Annotated in this window: 20 protein-coding genes; 10 read left to right on the plus strand and 10 right to left on the minus strand. The window is 64.4% G+C overall.

The genetic code is table 11. The annotated features are described in order from the left end of the window. Positions 1-9: 9 nt before the first annotated feature. Complete coding sequence (locus BLP96_RS00215; protein ID WP_245682107.1) at positions 10-978, plus strand: lipid A deacylase LpxR family protein; 969 nt, start codon at positions 10-12, stop codon at positions 976-978. A gap of 81 nt (positions 979-1,059) precedes the next feature. Here the strand turns inward: BLP96_RS00215 and BLP96_RS00220 are convergent, their stop codons facing one another. The 8 genes from BLP96_RS00220 to BLP96_RS00255 form a co-directional block, all read right to left on the minus strand. Then, the gene (locus BLP96_RS00220) at positions 1,060-2,184 is read right to left on the minus strand and encodes an ABC transporter permease (RefSeq protein ID WP_089681901.1); all 1,125 of its coding nucleotides are present in this window, start codon (positions 2,182-2,184) and stop codon (positions 1,060-1,062) included. 1 nt (position 2,185) lies between these two features. Continuing rightward, positions 2,186-4,951 (minus strand): ribosome-associated ATPase/putative transporter RbbA, encoded by a 2,766-nt coding sequence (rbbA, locus tag BLP96_RS00225; RefSeq protein ID WP_089681903.1) that lies wholly within the window; start codon positions 4,949-4,951, stop codon positions 2,186-2,188. Continuing rightward, a complete protein-coding gene (locus tag BLP96_RS00230) occupies positions 4,948-6,024 on the minus strand; it encodes an HlyD family secretion protein (protein ID WP_089681905.1) in 1,077 nt (358 codons plus the stop codon). Before BLP96_RS00230 ends, rbbA begins: the two co-directional genes overlap by 4 nt. 74 nt (positions 6,025-6,098) lie before the next feature. Then, positions 6,099-6,722 (minus strand): ABC-type transport auxiliary lipoprotein family protein, encoded by a 624-nt coding sequence (locus BLP96_RS00235; protein WP_089681907.1) that lies wholly within the window; start codon positions 6,720-6,722, stop codon positions 6,099-6,101. Continuing rightward, positions 6,719-7,657, minus strand: a complete 939-nt coding sequence (locus tag BLP96_RS00240) for an MlaD family protein (protein WP_089681909.1) — start codon at positions 7,655-7,657, stop codon at positions 6,719-6,721. The genes BLP96_RS00235 and BLP96_RS00240 overlap by 4 nt, the downstream gene beginning before the upstream one ends. 2 nt (positions 7,658-7,659) lie before the next feature. Next, positions 7,660-8,445 carry an ABC transporter ATP-binding protein gene (locus BLP96_RS00245; RefSeq protein ID WP_089681911.1) on the minus strand — a complete coding sequence of 262 codons (786 nt, stop codon included), beginning with the start codon at positions 8,443-8,445 and terminating at the stop codon, positions 7,660-7,662. Between the two features lie 17 nt (positions 8,446-8,462). After that, positions 8,463-9,599, minus strand: coding sequence for an MlaE family ABC transporter permease (locus tag BLP96_RS00250; protein ID WP_089681913.1), 1,137 nt, complete (start codon positions 9,597-9,599; stop codon positions 8,463-8,465). A 239-nt stretch (positions 9,600-9,838) separates the two neighbouring features. Next, entirely contained in the window at positions 9,839-10,762 is a 924-nt protein-coding gene (locus BLP96_RS00255) for an alpha/beta fold hydrolase (RefSeq protein ID WP_089681915.1), read from the minus strand. 161 nt (positions 10,763-10,923) lie between these two features. On the opposite strand from BLP96_RS00255, the gene BLP96_RS00260 reads away from it, so the two are divergent. The 4 genes from BLP96_RS00260 to BLP96_RS00275 all read left to right on the plus strand — a co-directional run bounded on the left by BLP96_RS00260 (position 10,924) and on the right by BLP96_RS00275 (position 17,750). Further along, complete coding sequence (locus BLP96_RS00260) at positions 10,924-12,402, plus strand: TolC family outer membrane protein (protein WP_089681917.1); 1,479 nt, start codon at positions 10,924-10,926, stop codon at positions 12,400-12,402. A 109-nt stretch (positions 12,403-12,511) separates the two neighbouring features. Next, positions 12,512-13,792, plus strand: a complete 1,281-nt coding sequence (locus tag BLP96_RS00265; protein WP_089681919.1) for an efflux RND transporter periplasmic adaptor subunit — start codon at positions 12,512-12,514, stop codon at positions 13,790-13,792. Beyond that, the gene (locus tag BLP96_RS00270) at positions 13,789-16,968 is read left to right on the plus strand and encodes an efflux RND transporter permease subunit (RefSeq protein WP_089681921.1); all 3,180 of its coding nucleotides are present in this window, start codon (positions 13,789-13,791) and stop codon (positions 16,966-16,968) included. The genes BLP96_RS00265 and BLP96_RS00270 overlap by 4 nt, the downstream gene beginning before the upstream one ends. A gap of 128 nt (positions 16,969-17,096) precedes the next feature. Continuing rightward, positions 17,097-17,750: a hypothetical protein gene (locus BLP96_RS00275; protein WP_089681923.1), complete on the plus strand. Its 654-nt coding sequence runs from the start codon at positions 17,097-17,099 to the stop codon at positions 17,748-17,750. Positions 17,751-17,783: 33 nt separating this feature from the next. Here BLP96_RS00275 and BLP96_RS00280 read toward each other — a convergent pair whose 3' ends face one another. Beyond that, positions 17,784-18,425, minus strand: a complete 642-nt coding sequence (locus BLP96_RS00280; RefSeq protein WP_089681925.1) for a TetR family transcriptional regulator — start codon at positions 18,423-18,425, stop codon at positions 17,784-17,786. 164 nt (positions 18,426-18,589) lie between these two features. Between BLP96_RS00280 and BLP96_RS00285 the strand changes: the two genes are divergently transcribed. Together BLP96_RS00285 and BLP96_RS00290 are read left to right on the plus strand one after the other, a co-directional pair. Continuing rightward, positions 18,590-19,621 carry a succinylglutamate desuccinylase/aspartoacylase family protein gene (locus BLP96_RS00285; protein ID WP_089681927.1) on the plus strand — a complete coding sequence of 344 codons (1,032 nt, stop codon included), beginning with the start codon at positions 18,590-18,592 and terminating at the stop codon, positions 19,619-19,621. An 84-nt stretch (positions 19,622-19,705) separates the two neighbouring features. Next, on the plus strand, positions 19,706-20,908 hold the full coding sequence (locus tag BLP96_RS00290; protein ID WP_089681929.1) for an aminotransferase-like domain-containing protein: 1,203 nt from the start codon (positions 19,706-19,708) through the stop codon (positions 20,906-20,908). A 16-nt stretch (positions 20,909-20,924) separates the two neighbouring features. Here the strand turns inward: BLP96_RS00290 and dusA are convergent, their stop codons facing one another. Next, entirely contained in the window at positions 20,925-21,932 is a 1,008-nt protein-coding gene (gene dusA / locus BLP96_RS00295) for a tRNA dihydrouridine(20/20a) synthase DusA (protein WP_089681931.1), read from the minus strand. Between the two features lie 274 nt (positions 21,933-22,206). Between dusA and BLP96_RS00300 the strand changes: the two genes are divergently transcribed. From BLP96_RS00300 to BLP96_RS20545, 3 genes are read left to right on the plus strand one after another with little or no spacing between them, the layout of a single operon-like run. Beyond that, positions 22,207-23,067 carry a S24 family peptidase gene (locus tag BLP96_RS00300; protein ID WP_143005053.1) on the plus strand — a complete coding sequence of 287 codons (861 nt, stop codon included), beginning with the start codon at positions 22,207-22,209 and terminating at the stop codon, positions 23,065-23,067. After that, positions 23,064-23,246 (plus strand): YodC family protein, encoded by a 183-nt coding sequence (locus tag BLP96_RS00305; protein ID WP_089681935.1) that lies wholly within the window; start codon positions 23,064-23,066, stop codon positions 23,244-23,246. The genes BLP96_RS00300 and BLP96_RS00305 overlap by 4 nt, the downstream gene beginning before the upstream one ends. Further along, the gene (locus tag BLP96_RS20545) at positions 23,243-23,509 is read left to right on the plus strand and encodes a DUF6953 family protein (protein ID WP_089681937.1); all 267 of its coding nucleotides are present in this window, start codon (positions 23,243-23,245) and stop codon (positions 23,507-23,509) included. Before BLP96_RS00305 ends, BLP96_RS20545 begins: the two co-directional genes overlap by 4 nt. The last annotated feature ends 103 nt before the right edge of the window (positions 23,510-23,612 follow it).

Below are 23,612 nucleotides of genomic sequence, written 5' to 3' on the forward strand. Positions count from 1 at the left end.
AGGAGGGCGTTGTGGTGGTCGGTATTGTTGGTGGCATCGGTGCCGGTGTCGGCTGCCGGGTCTGGGCTCTTGACGTTCAAGTCCGAGAACGACAGCTATTCCAACAATGGCGATGACGGCCACTATTCCAATGGAGTCGAACTCATCTGGGCGTTCGAACCGGGCAGCGATCATTGGCTGCGGGGGCTGGCCGAGCGGTTGCCCGGTTGGCGAGGCGTCGAAGTGGATGGTGGGGCGTACCGGTTCGCCCATCAGATGTATACGCCGGATGATATCCGCGCTCCATGGCTGATAGAGGATGACCGTCCCTATGCGGGCCTTCTCCTCGGGGGAGTGTCGCTGTTCGATCGGATTCCGCACCGTGGCTGGCACGAAGTCAGAAGTCTCGACATGGACGTGGGCATCGTAGGGCCGGCATCCGGTGCCGAGGTGATCCAGCGTGAGTTTCACGAGGTGGTCGCGGCCAACGAACCGCTAGGCTGGGATCACCAACTCGACAATGAGCCGGTCGTCAACCTGGCTTACGAGCATGCTTGGATCGGCAGGTTCAGCCTTGACGGTTATCAGGTGGAGTATGGCCCCGGAATCGGTTTTTCTCTGGGGAACCTGTACACGTATGCGTCGGCCGGAGTGGGGCTGCGTTTCGGCGAGAACCTCGAGCGCAGCCTGGGAATTCCCGCCATCGCTCCCGCTCGAGGGGGGTGGGCGTCATTCCGCCCCGACCAGGGCTTCAGCTGGTATGCCTTTGCATCGCTCGAAGGCCGCTACATGGCCCGTAATCTTCTGCTCGACGGCAATACCTTTCAGGACAGCCACTCGGTGGAACGCGAAGAATGGGTTGGCGATGCCCTTGCCGGCCTGGCCTTGACCTGGGACCGATGGCAGCTTTCCTGTTCTTATGCCTGGCGCACCGACGAGTTCGTCACGCAGGATTCGCACGACACCTTCGGTTCACTCACGCTGTCGCGCTGGTTTTGAAACGCGTAGACGGTCTCCAATGGCGGACATGGCCAACAGTCGAGACGAGAGGCTCTCTGAAGTGGAGGCGCGCCGTCATCTTCAGGCCATCTGGCTGATGGTCTTGCGAAAGCGTGTCAGGGAGATGGTGAAAAGCACGCTGCCGATCGCCAGCAATACCAGGAACTGTATCCACACCACGTCGATGCTGGCGCCGCGGAACAGAATGGCCTGGCTCAGTTCGACGAAGTGGGTGGTCGGGGCTAGCAGCATCACGTTCTGGACGAGTTCGGGCATGCTCTCGCGCGGCGTGGCGCTCCCGGAGAGCATCTGCAGGGGTAACAGGAACAGGATCATCAACATGCCGAACTGAGGCATGCTGCGGGCCAGCGTCGCCAGGAAGATGCCCATCGAGGTGGTGGCGAACAGGTGCAGGGCCGCGCCAGCCAGAAAAAGTGCAATTGATCCCTCCACCGGCACTTGAAGCAGGCCGCGTACAATGAAAGTCAGCGATAACGTTACTGCTAGCAACACCACAACCCCCATCGACCACACTTTGGCCAGCATGATTTCGGCAGGGGTCACCGGCATCACCAGCAAATGCTCTATGGTGCCGTGCTCGCGCTCGCGGATCAGTGCCGCCCCAGTCAGAATGATCGACAGCATCGTGACGTTGTCGATGATGGACATCAGTGAGCCGAACCAGGACTGCTGCAGGCCGGGATTGAAACGAGCGCGCAGGGCCAGGTTGATCGGTGGCTCGGCGCTCTTGCGGTAGCGCTGGACGAACTCGTTGACCTCACCCATGACGATTTGCTGGATATAGCTGTTGCCCGAGAAGGCCTGGCTCATACGGGTGGCGTCGATATTGAGCTGAATGTCGGGGCCGCTTCCGGCCAGCACGTCGCGCTGAAAGTTGGCGGGAATAACCAGTACGAAGGTGTAGTCTCCGGCATCCAGACCCGCATCCATTTCCCGGAAGGTGATGATTTGCGGGTGCACGAACTGGGGTGGGTAGAAGGCCGATACGATACGCGTGGAAAGCGGTGAGTCGTCTTCGTCGACGATAGCGATAGGCGCGTTGTTCAGCGTCTCGGGCATTGCCGTAGCGGAAGTGTAGACCGACGCAGTGAACACATAGACGATCAACACCAGCATTATGGGGTCACGCAATAGACTCCAGAACTCTTTGATGCCCAGGCGGTAAATGTTTGCAATCCTGCGCATCTCAGCTCTCCTGCTTTTTCAGTAGGGTGATCGCCATGCCCATGATCACCGGTACCGCCAGTAGCATCGGCAGGAACGAACCGATAAGGTCACCTAGCCCTAGGGACTTGCTGAATACGCCGCGACTGATGGTGAACATATGGCTTGCCGGATAGATGCTGCCGATGAAGCGTCCGGTGCCTTCCAGTGACGAAACCGGGTCGGTCAGTCCCGAAAACTGTATGGCGGGAATCAGCGTGCCGATCATGGCGAAGAACATGGCGGCGATCTGGCTGCGGGTGACGGTGGAGGCCAGCAGGCCCATGCCGGTGGCGATGATGGAAAATACCAGTGCTGACAGCGCCAAGGTGGCGAAGCTGCCGGTGATCGGCACGCCGAACAGCGTGATCGCCAGTCCGACCATCAAGAGAAAGTTGACCATTGCCAAGCCGATGTAGGGAATTTGCTTGCCGATCAGGAACTCGGCACGAGTGACCGGCGTGACGTAGAGATTGATGATCGACCCCATCTCCTTTTCACGCACCACCGAGAGCGCCGTGAGCATGGCCGGCAGCATCAGCAACAGGAGTGGAATCACGGCAGGAACCATTGCCGGCAGGCTCTGAATGTCCGGATTGTAACGGTAGCGGTTCTCGATATTGGCGGCCCCGGTACCCGTCTCGGCTCCGGATTGCCTTGCTCGCTCCAGCAGCCACTGCTGGTGGATACCCTGCACGTAGCCCCGTACGGTTTCGGCGCGCTGGGGCATGGCGCCGTCGATCCATGCGCCGATCTCGACATCGTGACCACGCATCACGTCACGGCCGAACCCGGGGGGTATCTCGATCGCCAGAGCCAGTTCTCCGCTGCGCATGCGCCGATCCAGCTCGGCATAGCCGGAAAGAGGCGGACGCTCCGTAAAGTAATGGGGGGAGCCTGACAGGTTCAGCGCGTAGCTCTGACTTAGCGACGTCTGGTCCCGGTCGAGGATGGCATAGTTGAGATCCTCGACATCCATGCTGATGCCAAAACCCATCACGAACATCAGGATTAGCGAGCCAACCAGTGCCAGGGTCGCACGCACCGGATCGCGGCGCAGTTCCAGGCTTTCGCGCCAGGTGTAGCTGAGCATCCGTTGGAGGCTGAAGCGTCGGTAAGGCGGTACGGCGTCGTGCGCAACGGCGGCGACGCATGACGATTCCGGAGTGTTGCCGGTTTCTTGCGAGGCGGTTTTCCCGGCACTCCCTCGGTCGGCGCCGGCCTCGATCAAGTAGTCGATGAAGGCGTTTTCGAGAGACTGGGCGCCACGTTTTTCGACCAGCGCGGCCGGCGTGTCGCTGTCGAGTACCCGGCCGGCGTGCATCATCGACATGCGGTCGCAGCGCTCGGCTTCGTTCATGAAGTGAGTGGAAATGAAGATCGTCACCCGGTCGCGGCGCGACAGCTCGACCAGCAGGCGCCAGAAGGCATCGCGGGCGATGGGATCGACCCCCGAGGTCGGCTCGTCCAGAACCAGCAGTTCGGGTTCGTGAACCATTGCCACTGCCAGAGAAAGCCGTTGACGCATGCCGAGAGGAAGACTCTCCGGCAGGGTATCGAGAACCTCCTCGAGGCCGAAGCGTTCGACCATCTCGGCGACCCTTGCCGGGATGGCACTCTTGGCAATCTGGAACAGACGCGCATGCAGTACCAGGTTCTGATGTACGGTCAGCTCGCCGTATAGTGAAAATGCCTGGGACATGTAGCCAACCCGGCGTCGGGTGTCGATGTCGCGGGGATTTACCTCCTGGCCGAACAGCCAGGCCTGGCCTTCGCTGGCGGACAGCAGTCCTGTGAGCATCTTCATGGTGGTCGTCTTGCCGCAGCCGTTGGAGCCGAGAAAGCCGAATATCTCGCCACGCCGGATGCGGAAGCTAACATGGTCGACGGCGATGAAGTCACCGAAACGCATGGTGAGGTCTTTGGCCTCGATGGCGACTTCATTGTCATCCTGCGCCAGCGGCGGGATAGTCACCGGCTCGTAGCCGCGCTTTTTCGCTTCCGGCAGCAGTTCGATGAAGGCGGTTTCCAATGAGTCGCTGCGTGTGCGTGTCAGTAGTTCCTGCGGGGTTCCGGTTGCGAGTACCTTGCCGGCGTCCATGGCCACCAGCCAGTCGAAACGCTGGGCTTCGTCCATGTAGGCGGTGGCGACGATCACGCTCATCTGCGGTCGATCGCTGCGGATGCGGGCGATCAGATCCCAGAACTGGGCTCGGGCCAGTGGGTCGACGCCGGTGGTGGGTTCGTCGAGAATCAATAGGTCGGGATCGTGAATCAAAGCACAGCATAGTCCGAGCTTCTGCTTCATGCCCCCGGAAAGCTTGCCGGCGGGGCGATCGAGGAAGGTGTGTAGCCCGGTACTGTGGGTCAGGTCGTCGATGCGTCGCCGACGTTCACCGGCTGCGTGGCCGAATAGCCGAGCGAAGAACTGCAGATTTTCCTCGACGGAAAGCGTTGGATAGAGGTTTTTGCCTAACCCTTGTGGCATGTAAGCGATGCGCGGGCCGACCTCGTTACGATGGCGTTTGGTGCTCATGTCGCCGCCTAACACTGTGACCGTACCCTCTTGGATTGTGCGGGCGCCGGCGAGCAGCGATAGCAGGCTGGATTTGCCGACGCCATCCGGGCCAATCAGCCCGACCATGAATCCGGCCGGCAGGGCCAGGTCCAACGCGTCCAGGGCGGTGGTGCGGCCGTAGCGTAAGGTGAGCGCGCTGACCCGGGCGACGGGCGGCATTTCCTGACTCATGGAGCGACATTGACCTCGAGGTGGTCGGGCCAGGGGGCGTCATCCTCGAGCTTCAGGTAGGCCATGCCGGGCAGGCCCGTCTTGACTTGATCGATATGCTCGAGCAGCAGAACCGGATCGATCTGGGCGCGAACGCGGAACATTAGCTTCTCTCGTTCGCTTTCGGTTTCCACGGTCTTGGGGGTGAACTGGGCGACGCTGGCCACGAAGCTGACCCGGGCGGGAATCACATTGTCCGGGGCGGCATCCAGCACCAGACGCACCTCGTCGCCCATGGCAACCCGGCCTGCCTCGCTGGTGGGCAGGAAGAAGGTCATGTAGACCTTGGTGAGGTCGATCAGGTTGAGTACCTTGCCCCCGGCACCGAGTACCTCGCCCGGTTCGGCTACACGGAACTGCACGCGGGCCAGGCGGTCGGTCTTGAGTTCGCTGTCGTCCAGATCGGCCTCGATGCGCTGGATGGCAGCCTGGTAGGCCTCCACCTCCGATTCGGCCTCGATGACCTGGGATTCGGTAGCGCGGATGGCAGCCTGGGCGGAGAGCACCTGGGCATTGGCCGAGGCCAGGGCGGCTTGATGGCTCTGGTAGTCGGCCAAGGCATCGTCGAACTGCTGGCGAGAGATGGCGTTGCGCTCCACCAGATTGGCCGAGCGCTCGTAGCGCTTGCGCGAGGCGTTCAGCTCTGCCTGGCGCTGGTTGACCACGGCTCTTGCGGTTTCCAGCTCGCTCTGGCGCATGGCGACCATGGCTCGAGCCGTCTCCAGGGCGTTCTCGGCTCGGCGGGTCTGTGCTATGGCCTGGGCCAGCTCGGCCGCCAGGGTGGCGGTATCCATGCGGGCCACCGTTTGGCCGGCCTCGACGAACTCGCCTTCCTCGACCAGTACCTCGTCGAGCCGACCGGCGACCCGGGTGGCGATGTCGATCTCGGTGGCTTCGATTCGCCCGTTGCCGCTGGCGATGCCCTCGCCCGGGCCTTCCGGCTGCAGTTCCCGCCAGACCAGCCAGGCCGCGATGCCAATAACGGCAATCGCCGCCAGTCCCTTGATCGACTTGCTTTTACTGCTTGTCTTCATGTTGTTGCATCCACGGTTGGCGGTTGATTAAGCGGCTAACGTTACGTATCGAGACTCCGCGTCGATGGGGGCCGTCATGGCTCGACGAGGTTGGCCAGGGTCCAGTCGACCAACTCGCTAGCGAGCTGATCGGCGGCGCGGTCGAAGGCCTGGACCACGGCTTCGAGGCTGTCATCCTTGTTTGCGACCACCACTTCGATGCGGCGACTGGCGAGTACCTCGCGGCTGGACTCGTCGAGTAACTGGACCTCGAGGCGCGCTATCACCTCAGGAGTGCCTTCGCGGTAGCGGCTATGGAAGGCCCCGAGGTGGCTCGCCAGGGTGGCGTCGCTGCGCGCCCGGCTGGTGTCGTCCACCACGGCGGTCAGGCGGCCATCGAGGCGGAAGGCCTCGATCAGGTAGTCGCGCACTAGCCTCGGGGCATCGTCCCGCCAGCGGGCCCCGGCATGGGCCTGGAACTCCCCGGGGGAGGGCATGACCAGCAGACGCGGACCGTCCAGCGGTGCCCCGGCGCTCGGCGTGTCGACCCGCAGGGTGAGGTCGCGGGTGGCGTCGGCAGACGCCGACTGCGACGGCTCGGACAGCGTGAACAGGCGCACCGGTTCGCGCTCGGGGAGCAGGCTGCAGCCCGCGGGGAGCCCGGCGATCATCAGCAAAGACAGTGCCATCGCGAGCCGTGGCATCGGGGGCAGGGTCATGGGGTGAACTCCTGTATCGCATCGCGTCCCAGCAGGGCATCGGCGGGATTCTCTTCCAGGCGTCGCACCAGACGGTTCAGGGTACGCAGTGTCGCGTGCAGTTCGCGCATGGCCGGGTCGAGCTCGCCCACGCCTTGCAGGCCCCGCGCCAGGGAGTCCTCGTGGCGTGCCGTCAGGCGATCCAGCCGGGCGGTGGTGGACTCCAGCGACTGCATCGCACGCCGAGCGCTCTGCAAGGAGTCGCGCCCCTCGTCGTCCAGCAGCTCGTTGGCACTTTCGCCCAGGCGGCTGAAGCTCTGCAGGGACGCCTCGACCTGATCGCCGGCTCGTTCGAAGCTCACCATGGCCTCGCCGAAGGCATCCCGCTGGTCGACCAAAGTTCGTGAGACGACCTCCAGATTGTCCAGGGTGCGCGTCAGGCTCTCGGCGTTCTCCTCGGAGAGCAGCCGGTTGGCATTGGTCAGCAACCGGTCCACCTGGGCAAACAGCTCCTCACTGTTGGCGAGCAGCGAGCTCAGCGGCGAGGGCTCGGCCTGAATCAGCGGAGGATCGTCGCGGTCGCCCACCAGACGGGGGCTCCCGGGCGTGCCGCCGAGCAGTTGGATGTTCATGCTGCCGGTAATGTTGGCCAGCGCCAGGCTGGCGCGGGTGTCCTGCTTGACCGGAACGTCGCCGTAGACTCGGATCAGGGCGCGTACCTGGCGCGGATCCTGGGAGTCGAGGCGCAGCTCGACCACGTTTCCGACCTCGATGCCGCTGTACTGCACCGCATTGCCCTCGGACAGTCCGCTGACGGCCCGGTTGAAGCCGATCTCGTACCAGGCATAGTCGCGGTCGACGCTGGACTTGCCCAGCCACAGGGCGAACAGCAGCGCGCTGCCCAGGGTGATTACCGTGAACAGCCCGATCAGCACATGGTGGGCGCGGGGTTCCATCGTCAGCTCTCCTCCGCGGGGTAGGCCGCCAGGTGGGCGGCACGGCCTCGCGGGCCGTGGAAATAGTCATGGATCCAGGCATCGTCGGTGTCCTCGACGACATCGATGCGGTCGGCCACCAGCACCCGGCCGCGTGACAGCACGGCCACCCGGTCGCAGGCGGCATAGAGGGTGTCCAGGTCGTGGGTGACCAGGAAGACGCTCAGGCCGAGCGCGTCGCGCAGGGTCAGGATCAGGCGGTCGAAGGCCGCCGCGGCGATCGGATCCAGGCCTGCCGTCGGCTCGTCCAGGAACAGCACTTCCGGGTCCAGCGCCAGGGCGCGCGCCAATGCGGCCCGCTTGATCATGCCGCCGGAGAGCTCGGCGGGATACTGGGTTGCGGACTCCCCGGGGAGACCGGCCAGGGCCAGCTTGACCCGGGCCAGGGCCTCGGCGTCGGCGCGGGTGAGCCCGATGTGCTCGATCAGCGGCAGGGCAACGTTCTCCTGCAGGGTCAGCGAGGTGAACAGTGCGCCGCGCTGGAATAGCACTCCGAAGCGGCGCTCCACCCGCGAGCGGTCCTGGGTGGAGAGACGCTGTAGATCCTCGCCGAACACCTCGATGCGCCCGGCGCTGGGTTGAAGCAGGCCGACGATGCTGCGTAGCAGGACCGACTTGCCGGTGCCCGAACCGCCGACCACGCCGAGGATTTCCCTCGGATAGAGGTCGAGGTCGAGATCCTCGTGGACGCTATGCTGGCCGAAGCGGTTGGTCAGCCCGCGCACCCGGATCAGGGGCTCCTGGTTCATCGACGTCCGTGCCGCGCTCACCAGCCCATCTCCATGAAGAAGAGGGCCGCCACCGCATCCAGCAGGATCACCACGAAGATCGACTGCACCACGCTCGAGGTCGTGTGCTCGCCAACGGACTGGGCGCTGCCGCTGACCTTGAAGCCCTCCAGGCAGCCGATCACCGCGACCAGGAAGGCGAACAGCGGTGCCTTGGCGAGGCCCACCAGGAAGTGGTTGAGAGGGATGTCGCGCTGCAGAATGGCCAGGAACTGGATGAGCGAGATGTCCAGGGCCAGCAGGCAGACCAGGGCCCCGCCGAGGATGCCGCTCAGCATGCCCACGAAGGAGAGGATCGGCAGGGTCAGCATCATTGCCAGTACCCTCGGCAGCACCAGCACCTCGACGGGGTCGATGCCGAGAGTGCGAATGGCATCGAGTTCCTCGTTGGCCTTCATGGCACCGAGCTGGGCCGTGAAGGCGCTGGCGGTGCGACCGGCGAGCAGAATCGCGGCGAGCAACACGCCGAACTCGCGCAGGAAGGCGAAGGCGACCAGGTTGACCGTGTAGATGGTGGCGCCGAAGTCGCGTAGCACCGTGGCGCCAAGGAAGGCCACCACGGCGCCCACCAGGAAGGTCAGCAGCGCAACGATGGGTAGGGCATTGAGGCCCGTCTGGTGCAGTTGGGCTACCATTGCGGTGAGGCGCCAGCGGTTGGGTCGCCAGGCGGTGGCGGCCAGGGTGGCGAGCACTTGTCCCATGAACCCGAGCAGCAGGCGCTGCTGCTGCCAGAAGCCCTCGACGAGCTGACCGGTCCGGGCCAGGGTGTCTATCAGTGGCCGGCTGGGGCGCAGCGCTGAGGACTCGCGGTGTGCCATGGCCTCGCCCAGGGTGCGCAGCAGGGCTCGGCGTGTCGCCGGTAGGTCGGGGGCCCAGCGGTCGATCTCGGCCAGTCGTTGGGCTCCGACGAGTTCTGCCAACAAGGCGGCGCCGGCGGTGTCCAGGGCACCGAGCCCGGTGAGATCGATCGCCGCAGCCCAGGCGTGTCGGGGGCAGCGGCCGAGTTCGCGGCGCAGGGCGGCATAGTGCGACAGGGTCCAGTCACCGCGAGGAGAGAGTGTCCCGCCCTCTTGCAATAGCGTACCGGCTGAGGGGTGCGCAGGCCGTTCCGTCATGGTTGTACCTTCCGCTGATTGCGTTGGCCGATCCGCGGGCATCTCCGCTCTGATAGGGTGCCGACGTCTGGCGCTCCCGTCGAAGGGGCCGGCCACCTTTCCCTGGATGAACGTCATTATGCGAGATGAGGATACGGTACCATACATTCATTTATGTATGTCATGTATTGTATGAACTAGCGAACCGGGGAGAGATGCTTCGTTGCGGGTGATATCACCAGTAGGCCGCGCAGCGTCGTTCAGCGCCGCATCAGCTGATGCAGCCAGCGCCAGCTACGTTGCCATAGGGGCATCTCGGGATGCGGCTTGACGAGGTGGAAGCGCCAGCGTCCGCGGGTGAGAAAACGTGCCACCGGCTTTACCTGGGCGGGGCGGTCGAGCATGGGAGCATGGCCACAACCGGGCACCTCCAGGGCGACCAGGCTCGGCTGCACCTCGGCCATGCGGGTCACGCTATCGGCGCGCAGCAAGGGCGAATCGGCGCCGCGTATCACCATCAGCGGGCAGCGGATCGCCGCCCAGTCGGCCCAGGTGTCGCGCGGCGTGTCGTGGATGAATTGCTCGCCGATGCGTGGATCGAAGTGGTAGGTCCAACTGCCATCGGGCAGGCGCCGTGCGCTGTTCAGGGCGAGGCGATGCCAAGCCTCGTCGCCTTCGATGCCGAAGCCGGCGTAGTGGCGCCGCAACTCCGTCTCCAACTGACCCAGAGTGCAGAAACGGTGAGGCATGCCGAAATAGAGCGCCAGCTGGGTCAGGCCGTCGGGATCGAGTTCGGGACCCACGTCGTTGAGCACCAGCCGTTCGATGCGAGGGGCGGTCTCGGGCTCGGCGGCGAGCAGCATGCCGAGCAACCCGCCCATGGACGTGCCGACCCAGGGCACCGATTCCAGGCCGAAGTGGTCGAGGACGGCGACTGCTACCTTCATGTAGTGGGCGTAAAGGTACTCGTGAGCGGGGTAGAGTGACCAGCTCGACAGGCCGCGTCCCGGTGTGTCCGGGGCGAGTACACGCCAGCCCGGACCGAGCTGGCGGGCGAAGTCGGCGAAGTCTCCCCCGTGGCGCGCCAAGCCATGCCAGGCGATCACGCTGCGCGTCGCCCGGGGATGCCAGACGCGCACGGCAACTTCCAGCCCGCGCACACGGATCAGTTCCAGAGCGTCCATGAAATCTCCTGGGGTGTCGCCATACTGCATTGCAGCATAGACGAAGCGCCGCTAGCGTAAAGTGCGCTTTCATATTTATTGCCGCCTGCCGGGGTAGATTCAACGCCGGAACATGCGACAATGTATGTAAATTCACATCGCCATCGTCCGAGGAAAGAAGAATGCCATCACCCTGCCGCGCTCCTCACCGCTTTCGTCAATTCGGGCATCGATTGGCCCATCGCAGTTTGTTGCCTGCACTGGTCGCTTCGGTCATGGCCCTGCCGGCCCAGGCGGCCGATCTGCTGACCATTGCTCGCGATGCGCTGGACGATAATGCCGAACTCGCTTCGACCCGTGCGCAGCAGGGTAGTGTCGAGGCAGGACGTGATGTGGCGCGTGCCGACCTGCTGCCGCAGTTGGGCGCTACCGGCAGCGTCGCCCATAACCGTCAGTACGAGAGTCAGAGTGCCGAGGGAGGCGCTGCTGCCATGCCCGGGCAGGGAGGTGGCACCCAGGACGATGCCTACAACAGCGTCAGCTTGGGGCTCGAGGCGACCCAGGCGCTTTACAATGCGATCGACAGCCGCGAGGTGGAACGGGCCGAGCGTGAAATAGACCAGCAGCTCTATCAGCTGGCGGCCACCGAGCAACAGGTGCTGATCGACGTGGCCACGGCTTATTTCGAGATATTGCGCGCTCACGAGATTCTCGAGGCTCGGCGTGCCCAGGAGCGAGCCATCGGTCGGCAGCTCGAACAGGCCCGCGAGCAGTTCGAGGTGGGCTTGATCGCCGTCACCGAAGTGGAGGAGGCCAAGGCCGCCTTCGACCAGGCCCGCGCCGAGCGCATTTCTGCCGAGAGCAACTTGCAGGTCAACTTCGAGGCGCTGGAGCGTCTCACCGGGGAACGCTACTCCAGCATCGAGGCGCTCGGCGATGAGATGCCCATTGCGCCGCCGACGCCCAACGAGCGAGATGCCTGGGTGGAACTGGCCATCGAGAACAGCCCTCTGGTGCTGGCCAGTCTGGCGGGGGTCGAGGTATCGCGGAGCAGCGTGGACATCGCTCGTGCCGGCCGGCTGCCGACTCTCGATGCCTTCGCCAACTACCAGTATGCCGACAGCGACAGTGACGGCCTCTCCGGCCACGACTCCGACAGCCAGGTGGGGGTGCGCCTGGACGTGCCGCTCTACACCGGAGGGCGTACCAGCGCCAGCGTCCGTCAGAATACCTATTTGCTGGAGTCGAGCCAGTACGACTTCGAGGCGCAGCGCCGTGACACCATCCAGCAGGTGCGTTCGCGCTATACCCAGGTGAGCAACGACGTCTCCACGGTGGAGGCCCGCGCCCAGGCGATCGTTTCCAATCAGAGCGCGCTGGACGCCACCCGCGCCGGTTACGAGGTGGGCACGCGCAACATCGTCGACGTGCTCAACGCCGAACAGAATCTCTACAATGCCATCGCCGACCATGCCAGTGCACGCTACGACTACGTGATCAACCGGCTCACCCTGCGCCAGCAGGCCGGGCTACTCGACGAGGCGGCGTTGCAGGAGGTCAACGACTGGCTGGGCGGCGACAGTGTCTCCTTCACCCTGCCCGAAGAAGACGCTGCCCATGACGCTGCCCTCGATATCGGCGAACCACCCACGCCGCAGTGAGATACGACGGACGCTGAGCATGAGCGGTTAGGTGCCTAACGTTTACATCCATACATGGATGAATGTAAGATTCGCCCACCTTGACGCCTACAACGGGAACGACAGAATCATGAAAACCCTGTTCCGTAATGGACGGATGGCCCTGTGGGGGCTCGCCGCTGGCTTGCTCCTGGCCGCCTGTGGCCAGGAAGAAGCGCCCCAGCAGGCCCAGCAGGGCGGCCAGGAGCGGCCGCCGCAGCCGGTAGAGGTTGCGGAACTGAGCCCTCGGGACATCTCACTGGAGAAATCCTATCCCTCGCTGTTGCGCAGTGACGATGAGGTCACGCTGGTGGCGCGAGTGAGTGGCACGCTGGAAGAGCGCCATTTCGAGCCCGGCCAACTGGTAGAGGAGGGCCAGACGCTCTATACCATCGAGCCGGACCTCTATCAGGCGGTAGTCAACCAGCGCGAGGCCGATTTGCAGAGCGCGCGTGCCGAGCTGGCCCGCGCCCAGCGTGATGCCGAGCGCTTCGAGCGACTGCTGAGCCAGAATTCGGTGAGCCGCCAGCAGGTCGATCAGGCGCGCGCCGAGCTGGGAGTGGCCAGCGCCTCGGTGGCCCAGGCCGAAGCGGCATTGGAAAGTGCGCGCATCGATCTGCGCTATGCCGAAGTCACGGCGCCGGTATCGGGGATGATCGGTCTATCGCAGATCAACGTGGGCAACCTGGTGAACTCGGGGACCGAGCTGGCCACCATCACACCGTTGGATCCCCTGGAAGTGCGCTTTCAATTGCCTCAGCGCGATGCCTTCGAGCTGCGTCGCCAGATCGGTGAGTCGTCGGTGGACGCGATCACTGCGCGACTGCAGGTTCCCGGCGTCGATGGCGGAGAGGGAGACGTCCTCGAGGGACGGCTGGACTTTCTGGGGTCACGGGTCGACGAAGCGACCAGCACCGTCCAGGCCAGTGCCAGCTTCCCCAATTCCGACGGCCAGGTGCTGCCTGGCCAGTTCGTGCGCGTGAGCCTGGAGGGGCTCAAGCGCTTTGACGTGCTGGCGGTACCCGAGATCGCCGTGGGCCAGGGGCTGATGGGCCCACAGCTGTTCGTGCTGGATGACGATGACGTGGCCCGTGCCCGCCCGGTGGACCTGGGCGAGGTGGCCGGCCCCTGGCAGATCATTCGCGGTGGCATCGAGGCCGGCGAGCGTGTGATCGTCGGCGACCCGTCGGGCATCGAGCCTGGCACGCCCATCGATCCGCAGCCCTTCGACGGCGATGCCGGCGAGATCGTCGAGGCGGTCGAGAACGCCGAAGCCGAGGAAGAGAAGCAGGCCGCTGAAGCGATCCAGGAAGGAGGCGATGCCGGCGCATCGGCGCAGGCCGATGAGGGCGGTGAGGACGACGCTTCATGAATTTCTCCAATTTCTTCATCAAGCGTCCGGTCTTCGCCACGGTGCTGGCGATCATCCTCACGGTGATGGGGGTGATGAGCATGCGGGTGCTGCCCATCGAGCAGTACCCCAACGTGGTGCCGCCTACGGTGTCGGTGCAGGCGCAGTTCCCCGGCGCCGATGCCGAAACGGTCGCCCAGACCGTCGCCGCGCCCCTGGCCGAGGCGATCAACGGCGTCGAGGACATGCTCTACATGACCTCGACCAGCGGTGACAACGGATCGATGAGCCTGGATGTCGCCTTCAACATCGGGACCGACGGCGACATCAACACCATCAACGTCAACAACCGGGTGCAGGGGGCGCTCTCGCAGCTGCCTGAGGCGGTCCAGTCCCAGGGCGTGACGGTGGAGTTGCAGTCGAGTTCGATCCTGATGCTGGTGGCGTTGATCTCGCCGGAGGGCGATTATGACAACGTTTTCATGCAGAACTATGCCGCCCTCAATATCCTCGACGAACTGCGCCAAGTTCCGGGGGTAGGCAACGCGGAAGTACTGGGTGGCGGCGAGTTCGCCATGCGCGTTTGGATGGACCCGGACAAGCTGGCCCAGTACGACCTGACGCCCACTGAAGTGGCGAGTGCCATTCGTTCCCAGAACACCGAGGTACCGGCGGGCAGCCTGGCGGCCACTCCGCAGAGCGATCCGCGGGCGTTCAGCTACACCATCACCGCGGGCGGACGTCTCAACGACGTCGACGAATTCCGCGACATCTTCCTGCGCACCAACCCGGATGGCTCGTCGCTGCGTCTGGAGGACGTGGCGCGCATCGAACTCGGCGCGTCCTTCTACGGGGTCGATGCCAAGCTCAACGGCGCCACCATGACGCCGATCATCATCAACCAGCAGCCGGGGGCCAACGCCCTGGAGACGGCGTCGGCCGTCAAGGAGACGATGCAGGATCTCGAGGGGCGTTTCCCGCCGGGGCTGGAGTACGTGGTGCCCTACGATACCACGCTGTTCATCGATGCCTCGGTGGAGACGGTGACCCATGTGTTCGTCGAGGCCTTCCTGATCGTCGGCGTCATCCTGTTCATCTTCCTGCAGAACTGGCGCTTCACGGTGATCGCCATGTCGGTGGTGCCGGTATCGGTGCTGGCCACCTTCTCCGGTTTCTATGCCTTCGATTTCTCGATCAATCTGCTGACCCTGTTCGCTCTGGTGCTGTCCATCGGCATCGTGGTGGACGATGCCATCCTGGTGGTGGAAAACGTCGAACGGGTGCTCAGTGAGGACGAGGATATCACGGTCACCCAGGCGACGATTCGAGCCATGAAGGAGGTGGGGGGGCCAGTCATCGCCACCTCGCTGATCATGGCCGCGGTGTTCATCCCGGTGGCTTTCCTCGGCGGTTTCACCGGCCAGATCTACCAGCAGTTCGCCTTGACCGTGGCGATTTCGGTGGCTTTCTCGGCGCTGATGGCACTGACCTTCACCCCGGCGCTGACGGCGATCTTCATCAAGCACAAGCCGGCCATGGGACAGTCCAGGCTGATGCGCGCCGTGTATACGCCGCTACGCTTGTTCGATCGCCTGTTCGCGGGCATCACCGCGGCTTACCTGTGGGTCGTCAAGGTGCTCGTGCGCTTCTGGGGGTTGGCGTTGCTGCTCACCGGCCTGGTGATCGGGGGTTCCTGGTGGCTCTACCAGATCACGCCTTCGTCCCTGGTGCCGGAAACCGACCAGGGCATCGTGCTGGCCAGCGTGCAACTCCCCGACTCCGCCTCGCTGCATCGCACCGAGACCTACATGGCCAAGCTCAGCGAGCGTATCGAGGAAATCCCCGGAGTCCGCTACAGCTCGGCGGTGGCCGGCTACGACATCCTTTCGAGTGCGGTCAACACGGCGCGTGGCGTGATGTTCATCAACATGGATCCGTGGGACGAGCGCGAGTTGACGGCCGAGCAATTGGTGGGGCGGATCATGCAGCTGGGGGCCCAGGTTCCTGGTGGTTCGGCGATGGCCTTCAACGTGCCGCCGATCATGGGCCTTTCTACCACGGGTGGCTTCACCGGCTATCTGCAGTCCTTCGAGGGGGCCTCGTCGCAGGAGCTCTTCGAGGCGTCGGTACAGGTGATGCAAGCCGCCAACCAGCATCCGGCACTGCAGCAGGTGTTCACCACCTTCAATGTCAACGTGCCGGGGTATCGTGCCGAAATCGATCAGCAGAAGGCACTCAGCTACGGCGTGGCGCTGGAAGACCTCAACGCCACCCTGTCGAACACTTTCGGCAATGGCTTCGTCAACTACTTCAGCTACCAGAACCGCAACTTCCAGGTCTATCTGCAGAACGAGGATGAATTCCGCCGGACGCCGGACGATATCAACAACGTTTACGTGCGCGGCGGCGATGGCGAGCGGATTCCGCTCTCGGAGTTCGTCACCCTGGAACGTCAGGCCAAGCCGGCAGTGGTATCACGCTTCGGCGTCTATCTTGGCGCCCAGTTCCAGGGCGGCCCGGCGCCGGGCTACAGCTCCGGTCAGGCCATCGACGCCATGGAAACCATCGTCGCCGAGACCCTGGGCGATGGCTGGGGCATGGGCTGGACCGGTACCGCCTACCAGGAGAGTCAACTGGGCAACACCGCCACCCTCGCCATCGTGTTCGGCCTGCTGATGGTGTTCCTGATCCTCGCTGCCCAGTACGAGAGCTGGTCGCTACCATTGGCGGTGCTGACCGCCACGCCCTTCGCCTTCCTGGGCGGTATCGGTGGCATCGTCCTGCGCGGGCTCGATACCAGCGTCTACGTGGAAATCGGCATGTTGGTGGTGGTCGGTCTGGCGGCCAAGAATGCCATCCTGATCGTCGAGTTTGCCGAACTGCAGCGCAAGGAGCGGGGCCAGACGATCCGCGAGGCAGCCATTACCGCCGCCGAGCTGCGTTTCCGGCCCATCGTGATGACCTCTCTGGCGTTCATCTTCGGCACGCTGCCGCTGGCGCTGGCCACTGGGGCGAGTGACGTCAGCAGCCACCATATCGGTACTACCGTGGCGGTGGGCATGGCCACGGTGGCGGTGCTGGGCAGCTTCTTCGTGCCGAGCTTCTACGCCATGATTGCAGCTATCGCTGACTGGATGCGGCGCAAGCTGAAAGGCGAGGCTGACACGCCACGCAGGCTGGAGAGCGAGGTGAGGTAACGGTGCTGGCGGCGGCCGGTACGGAGAGCTGGCCCCCGCCAGATACCGCAAGCTCGGCGTTTTGGTCGTCTGGCTACTAGGCTCAAGGCAAGACGGCTTGGGACGCTCGGATGAAACAGGAGGATCGCATGGAAGGCGTTCGTCAGATAGCGCTGAGTTTCCCCACCGTGGTGTTCAGTGCGCTGTTGATACTGGTAGCCGTTTACTGGCTGCTAGTGCTGCTGCGCCTGGCGCCACTGGAACTTTTCGAGCACGACAGCCTCAAGGGCGATCATCTGGCCAGTACTCTGGTGGCGCTGGGGTTCGCCGGGGTGCCGGCGAGCGTTGCTCTTAGCGTGCTGTTGGCTCTGGCGGGGGCGCTCACGTTTGCGGTGGAACTCCTCGTGCTGCGTTCGTTCGACTGGGGGCTATTCCGGATCCCGCTGGGTTTGGTGGTGCTGTGGGCGACATTGGCCCTGATGTCACCGCCGGCCGCCGCTCTATGCCATGCCTTGCATCGCTGGTTCCACCGCCATGCGGCGGGCCATCGTCGCAGCCTGCTCGGCGAGTGCGTGGCGGTGCAGGCCGAGCCGGATGCTCAGGGCTGGACCACGGCCACGCTGGTTGATGACCCCGAGTGCAGCGTACGCCTGCATGGCAAGCCGGAGAGCATGCCGCATGCCGGCGAGCGCCGGGTGCTGGTCAAGTACGTGGCCGACGAGGACGCCTTTCGTAGCGTGGCGGAGCATGACTACCTGGATGCACGGACGCGCCTTTCCCGGCTGCATCTCAAGCGACGTTGAGCGCAGCGTGACGATGGGAGGCAGCGGCCGTTCTCATCGCCGGGTCGGTGGCGTGTAGAGACCTGGGGCTGACAGCAGGTGTAGAAGGGTCTCGACCTGGGCGATGCCGCGTGTCTGCAGTGAAAAGGCCTCCGGGGTGCGCAGCCAATCATGGAAGAGACCGCCGAGGCAGGATTGCAGTAGATCAGCGGCCAAGGATGGGGAAACGTCGTCACGCAACTGGCCACGGGCGTCGGCGGCCTGGAAGTAGTCGTTGAGGGCGCCCAGGCACTCGTCGGCCATTTCGTGCTGCATGGCGATGGGATCGATGTCGCTGAAGAACTCGCAGCGATGGATCAGGATGGCGTGTACGCGCCGATAGCGTGGCTGCTCCAGGCGCTCGAAGCCCTTCAAGCAGGCAAGCCGTATCGCCTCCAGCGGGCGTTCGGACAGGCCCGGGTCGCCGATCTCTTCGACCAGCTCCTGGAACGGCATGCGCACCCGTGCCAGCATCGCGCGAAAGAGTTCCGCCTTGTTGCGGAAGTGCCAGTAGACGGCGCCACGGGTCATGCCGGCCTGTTGGGCGATCTGTTCCAGCGAAGCACGTGCCACGCCCCGTTCATAGAAGACCACCTCGGCGGCATCGAGCAGTGTTTCACGGGTTGCGGCGGCTTCCGCCTTGGTGCGTCGGGCCATGGGTTGGCGCGCTCCTACTGACAGGTGATGACTGCCATTCTACCTGAGCGCGCCACCATTTACATTCATCCTTGTATCTTTCTTGCCCACGGTGTCTGGCGGCTCGTCATTTGGCGGGCATCGCGGTATAAAGGGAAAACACTGTTCGTCAACAGGCCGTGATCATGCCGCGTGTCCCTTTCGAGCTAGCCGGTGTCCGGGTGGAGCCTGGCAGCCGTACCCAGATCGACGTGCCGGTGGCGCGTCTTTACACCCATGCGCCGCTGCACATTCCCGTGGAGGTGGTGCACGGACGGCAGGGCGGGCCGGTGCTGCTGGTGTGCGGTGGCATCCATGGCGACGAGATCAATGGAGTGGAGATCGTTCGCCGACTGCTGCGCTCGAAACAGCTCCAGGGGCTGCGTGGCACCCTGGTGGCGGTGCCCATCGTCAATGTCTTCGGCTTCGTTCAGCATAGCCGCTACCTGCCCGATCGGCGCGACCTGAACCGTTGCTTTCCCGGGAGTGAGTCGGGCTCGCTGGGGGGGCGAGTCGCAGCGCTGTTCCGCGAGGCCATCGTCGATCATGCCACTCACATCATCGACCTGCACACCGGGGCGATCCATCGCACCAACTTGCCGCAGATCCGTGCTCAACTCATCCCCGGGGGCGAAACCGAGCGCATGGCCAATGCCTTCGGCGCGCCGGTGGTTCTCAATGCCGAGCTGCGCGAGGGCAGCCTGCGCCACTATGCCCAGAATCGCGGCATTCCGGTGCTCACCTATGAGGCTGGCGAGGCGCTGCGTTTCGACGAGTGGGCGATCACACCGGGGGTGCGCGGTGTGTTGAGGGTGATGCGCCGCCTGGGCATGCTGGCCGGTGAGCATCGCCGTCGCCCGCCGCCGGCGGCAGAGATTGCCAACGGTTCGAGTTGGGCGAGGGCGCCCATCGATGGCATTCTGCGCCCGCGTGTGCGTCTGGGCGCGCGGGTGGCCAAGGGGGACGTACTGGGCAAGGTGGCCGACCCGTTCGGCAATGCCGAAGCAGCCGTCACTGCCATGGCCGATGGCATCGTGATCGGTATGGGTCGGTTGCCGCTGGCCAACGAGGGTGAGGCGCTGTTTCACATTGCACGTTTCGATGCCATCGAAGAGGCGGAGAGTGCCGTCGAGGACTTCCACTCCAGCCTGGAGCCGCCGCCCGATCCGCTCTATTGACGGCGCGGGAAGGCACGCAGCCCTGCATGCAGTGGCCAGGCGTTCTATGATGAGACGTTCGATCCACCAGACGAGAGAGCTCCCATGCAGTGGCCGTTTTCCCGGCGCGCCCAGGCGCTGACCAGTTCCGCCATCCGTGAAATCCTGAAAGTGACCGAACAGCCGGACGTGATCTCGTTCGCCGGTGGCCTGCCGTCGGCGGCCACGTTTCCGGTGGAGGCGATGCGGGCGGCGACCCGCAAGGTGCTGGCGGAGCGGGCGGAGAGCGCGCTGCAGTACGGGCCGAGCGAAGGCCTGGGCCCGTTGCGCGAATGGATCGCGGCGCAGCACTCCGCTGACGGCAGCGAGGTGCGCCCCTCCCAGGTGTTGTTGACCACCGGCTCCCAGCAGGCACTGGACCTCATCGCCAAGGCCTTGATCGACCCCGGCAGTCGCGTGCTGGTGGAAACGCCGACCTACCTCGGCGCGCTGCAGGCCTTCTCGCTGTTCGAGCCAGACTACGTGTCGGTGGCCAGCGATGAGCAGGGGCTGCTGCCCGAGGCGCTGACCCCCGAGGTCATCGAGGGCGCGCGCTTCCTGTACGCGCTGCCCAACTTCCAGAATCCGACCGGTCGTCGGCTGCCGCTCGCGCGTCGCGAGGCGCTGGCAAAGCTCGCCCGCGAGCAGGGCCTGCCGATCATCGAGGACGACCCCTACGGCGATCTCGACTATCAGGGCGAACGGCTGGCCAGCCTGCGTTCGCTGGCGCCGCAGCAGGTGATCCACCTGGGGTCCTTCTCCAAGGTGCTGGCACCGGGGCTGAGGCTGGGCTACGTCATCGCCGACGAGCCCCTGATCGCCAAGCTGGTGCAGGTCAAGCAGGCCGCCGACCTGCATACACCCAGCTTCACCCAGCAGGTGGTCCACGAGATCGTCAGCCAGGGGTTTCTCAAAGAGCACATTCCGGGCATTCGCGCGCTCTATGCCGAGCGCTGCGGGGCCATGCTCGCCGCATTGGAACGCCACATGCCGCGCGGCGTGCACTGGAACCGGCCCGAAGGGGGGATGTTCATCCGGGTGACGCTGCCCGAAGCGCTGGACAGCACCACGCTGCTGGGCGAGGCGATCCGCGAGCGGGTGGCCTTCGTGCCCGGCGCGCCGTTCTATGCCACGGCGCCCCGTGCCAATACGCTGCGCCTCTCGTTCGTCACCGTCGCCCCGGCGCGGATCGAGGAGGGCGTCGCGCGCCTCGGGCGGCTCATCGCCACGCACCTGGAAGGCGTCGCGGCGCACCGTCCGGTGCTCTGAGGCCTCGGCGACGGCGTCAGGCGGGCTCTGCCGCTCGCTCGGCGACCAGGCCCAGGGCGTCGTCGAAGACGGCCAGCCCCGCGCCATCGCGGTGGGCGTGCTCGGAGAGGTGGCGGCGGAAGCGCCGTCCGCCGGGCTGGCCCTGGAAGAGCCCCAGCAGGTGGCGGGTGAGGTGGTTGAGCTTCGCGCCTTCGTCGAGGCGCTGGGCGATATAGGGGCGCAGTGCCCGGGCGGCGGCGTGGCGACTCTCGGCCGGGCCCGGTTCGTCGTAGAAGGCGCTGTCGACGCTCGCCAGTAGCCAGGGGTTCTGGTACGCCTCGCGCCCCACCATCACGCTGTCGACCTGGGCGAGCTGCTCGCGGCAGGCGTCGAGGGTCTTGAGACCGCCGTTGATGCCGATATGCAGCTCCGGCCGGCTGGCCTTGAGACGATGGACCCGCGGATAGTTGAGCGGCGGGATGTCACGGTTCTCCTTGGGCGAGAGCCCCTGCAGCCACGCCTTGCGCGCATGCACGATGAACGTCTCGCAGCCGGCATCCGCCACCAGGCCAATGAAGCGTTCCAGGTCGGCGTCCTCGTCCTGATCGTCGATCCCGATGCGGCATTTCACCGTCACCGGAATGCTCACCACCTCGCGCATGGCGTGCACTGCCGCGGCAACCTTCTCGGGGTGGCCCATCAGACAGGCGCCGATCAGGTTGTTCTGCACCCGGTCGCTGGGGCAGCCAACGTTGAGGTTCACCTCATCGTATCCCCATGCTTCGGCAATCGCGGCGCATTCGGCCAACTCGCCCGGGTCGCTGCCACCCAACTGCAGTGCCAGCGGATGCTCGACCTCGTCATAGCCGAGGAAGCGCTCGCGCGGGCTGCCGTGCAGGATGGCTCCGGTCGTCACCATCTCGGTGTAGAGCAGCGCGCGCCGCGTCAGGGTCCGGGCGAAGGCGCGGTAATCGCGGGTCGTCCAATCCATCATCGGCGCAACACTGAACCGGCGGGCCTCTGATAGCGAGTCTTGTCGAGTCATATCAACCGCTTGGCTTGATTGCCACACTGTGTGTTCATACTGTCGAATCCCGAGTTACACCGCTTGTCACCGACCTCGCTGTACCATTTTCGCACGCACCGCTTTTCGGGCTGTGGACGATTTAGGTAGGAGGCTGGTGCACCATGGCGATATTTCAGAAGCGTGGGACCCGGTGGCGCGCCATTGTACGCAAGAAAGGTCACCCGGCACAGAGCAGGACATTCAGCACCAAGGCGCGTGCCCGGGCCGGAAGCTTCACACCTCCGGCCGTAGCGTGAAAACCTCCACGATTCAGCACGACATCATGTTCCTGTCGGATGCGATCACCACCGCCATCGTCGAGGAGCGCCTTCCGGCGGGGTATCGGGATCGCGCGTCATCGTGGTTCGGCTCGACCACGCGAATGCCTTACATGACCGACGTCGCACGCGAGCATGGCGCTGGCCAGCAGCGTGCGGCGCTCGTGTTCGGTGACGTGGGTCATCACCGGGCAACGGCAGCGGTGGAGTGCGCGTTTGGTCGTAGGCGGAGCGATGGTGTCGGCGGTGCTCATCGGTTAGGCTTCCTTAATGAAGTGATAGACAGTTCCGGGCGGTGGCGGCCGCCCGAATCAGCGCCCGTAGAGCCGGATCAGCTTGCGCTGCACGAAGTGCTCGTCGAGGTGAGCGCGCAGCTCGCAGAGCGAATCCTCGATCTCCGCCGGTCGCGCAGCAGGGCGCCGGCTAGCCGGGCCGCCGCCTCGGCGGCGACGCGCTCCTCGAGCGCATCGAGATCGGCCAACTGGCCGCCCAGGGGCTGGACCCGGCCTAGGAGGGGTATCAAGGTGCGTGGCGATTCAATGGACGGCACGCTGGCCGACGGCGACAGGGTACTGTTGGACCGCAGCAGCCGCGAGCCGAAGCCGGAAGGGGTGTTTTTGCTTCTCGTGCACGGCGAGCGACGTATCAAGCGCGTGCAGCGGGTGGCCGGCGGCGCCTGGCTGCTGATCAGCGATAACGAGCACTACCAGCCGGAACTGATCAAGCCGGAGGATATTAAGGTCGTGGAGATCCTGGGGAGGTGTGAAATACGGACTGGAAGGGTTTCGGAGCGCAGTCTAATGACTGTTAGGCATTTGGTATGGAGCAGGAAATGAGTGAAAAGTTTGTTGTTGGTGATGTCGTTAAGCTGAAATCTGGCGGCCCGGAAATGACCGTGAATAGTTATTTAGGTAGGTTAGATAAATATTCGTGTCAGTGGTTTGCAGGGAAGAAGTTAGAGCAGGGTAGTTTTCCTGAGGACTCTCTCGAAAAAGTTGAGAAAGATAAATCATGAAGCCAGGTGATGCGGCGGCTTGGATGCTTTCTGAAATAGACCGGGAAGGCTGCTTGTACCAGGACGACGTGGTTGACTACTTGGTAAAGCATGGCGCTGAGGATTTGCTCCGGGAAAATGCGGATGGAAACCTGGCCGTCGGTACGCGAGTGCTAACGGCTTTTCGTCGCCTGACCGAAACCGACGTTGTATGGGTCAAGCCAGATCGATACTGGCGTTTTCGTGTGGCTGAAGATGAACCCGGTAGGGAGGCACGAGGGTAGACATATTTCCTTCGTCGACTTCTTAGGGAGTGCGGCGGAGGTAGCCAGAGCATGTAGCGAAACCTCGCAATTGACGAGGTGCGATGATGAAGCGTCGCAGGTA

The organism is Billgrantia gudaonensis (assembly GCF_900100195.1).
GTDB lineage: Bacteria > Pseudomonadota > Gammaproteobacteria > Pseudomonadales > Halomonadaceae > Halomonas > Halomonas gudaonensis.

Coding starts and splice junctions, on each gene's coding strand:
- BLP96_RS00220 (WP_089681901.1), bottom strand. CDS start 2,184: ATGCGCAGGATTGCAAACATTTACCGCCTGGGCATCAAAGAGTTCTGG.
- rbbA (WP_089681903.1), bottom strand. CDS start 4,951: ATGAGTCAGGAAATGCCGCCCGTCGCCCGGGTCAGCGCGCTCACCTTA.
- BLP96_RS00230 (WP_089681905.1), bottom strand. CDS start 6,024: ATGAAGACAAGCAGTAAAAGCAAGTCGATCAAGGGACTGGCGGCGATT.
- BLP96_RS00235 (WP_089681907.1), bottom strand. CDS start 6,722: ATGACCCTGCCCCCGATGCCACGGCTCGCGATGGCACTGTCTTTGCTG.
- BLP96_RS00240 (WP_089681909.1), bottom strand. CDS start 7,657: ATGGAACCCCGCGCCCACCATGTGCTGATCGGGCTGTTCACGGTAATC.
- BLP96_RS00245 (WP_089681911.1), bottom strand. CDS start 8,445: ATGAACCAGGAGCCCCTGATCCGGGTGCGCGGGCTGACCAACCGCTTC.
- BLP96_RS00250 (WP_089681913.1), bottom strand. CDS start 9,599: ATGACGGAACGGCCTGCGCACCCCTCAGCCGGTACGCTATTGCAAGAG.
- BLP96_RS00255 (WP_089681915.1), bottom strand. CDS start 10,762: ATGGACGCTCTGGAACTGATCCGTGTGCGCGGGCTGGAAGTTGCCGTG.
- BLP96_RS00260 (WP_089681917.1), top strand. CDS start 10,924: ATGCCATCACCCTGCCGCGCTCCTCACCGCTTTCGTCAATTCGGGCAT.
- BLP96_RS00265 (WP_089681919.1), top strand. CDS start 12,512: ATGAAAACCCTGTTCCGTAATGGACGGATGGCCCTGTGGGGGCTCGCC.
- BLP96_RS00270 (WP_089681921.1), top strand. CDS start 13,789: ATGAATTTCTCCAATTTCTTCATCAAGCGTCCGGTCTTCGCCACGGTG.
- BLP96_RS00275 (WP_089681923.1), top strand. CDS start 17,097: ATGGAAGGCGTTCGTCAGATAGCGCTGAGTTTCCCCACCGTGGTGTTC.
- BLP96_RS00280 (WP_089681925.1), bottom strand. CDS start 18,425: ATGGCCCGACGCACCAAGGCGGAAGCCGCCGCAACCCGTGAAACACTG.
- BLP96_RS00285 (WP_089681927.1), top strand. CDS start 18,590: ATGCCGCGTGTCCCTTTCGAGCTAGCCGGTGTCCGGGTGGAGCCTGGC.
- BLP96_RS00290 (WP_089681929.1), top strand. CDS start 19,706: ATGCAGTGGCCGTTTTCCCGGCGCGCCCAGGCGCTGACCAGTTCCGCC.
- dusA (WP_089681931.1), bottom strand. CDS start 21,932: ATGACTCGACAAGACTCGCTATCAGAGGCCCGCCGGTTCAGTGTTGCG.
- BLP96_RS00305 (WP_089681935.1), top strand. CDS start 23,064: ATGAGTGAAAAGTTTGTTGTTGGTGATGTCGTTAAGCTGAAATCTGGC.
- BLP96_RS20545 (WP_089681937.1), top strand. CDS start 23,243: ATGAAGCCAGGTGATGCGGCGGCTTGGATGCTTTCTGAAATAGACCGG.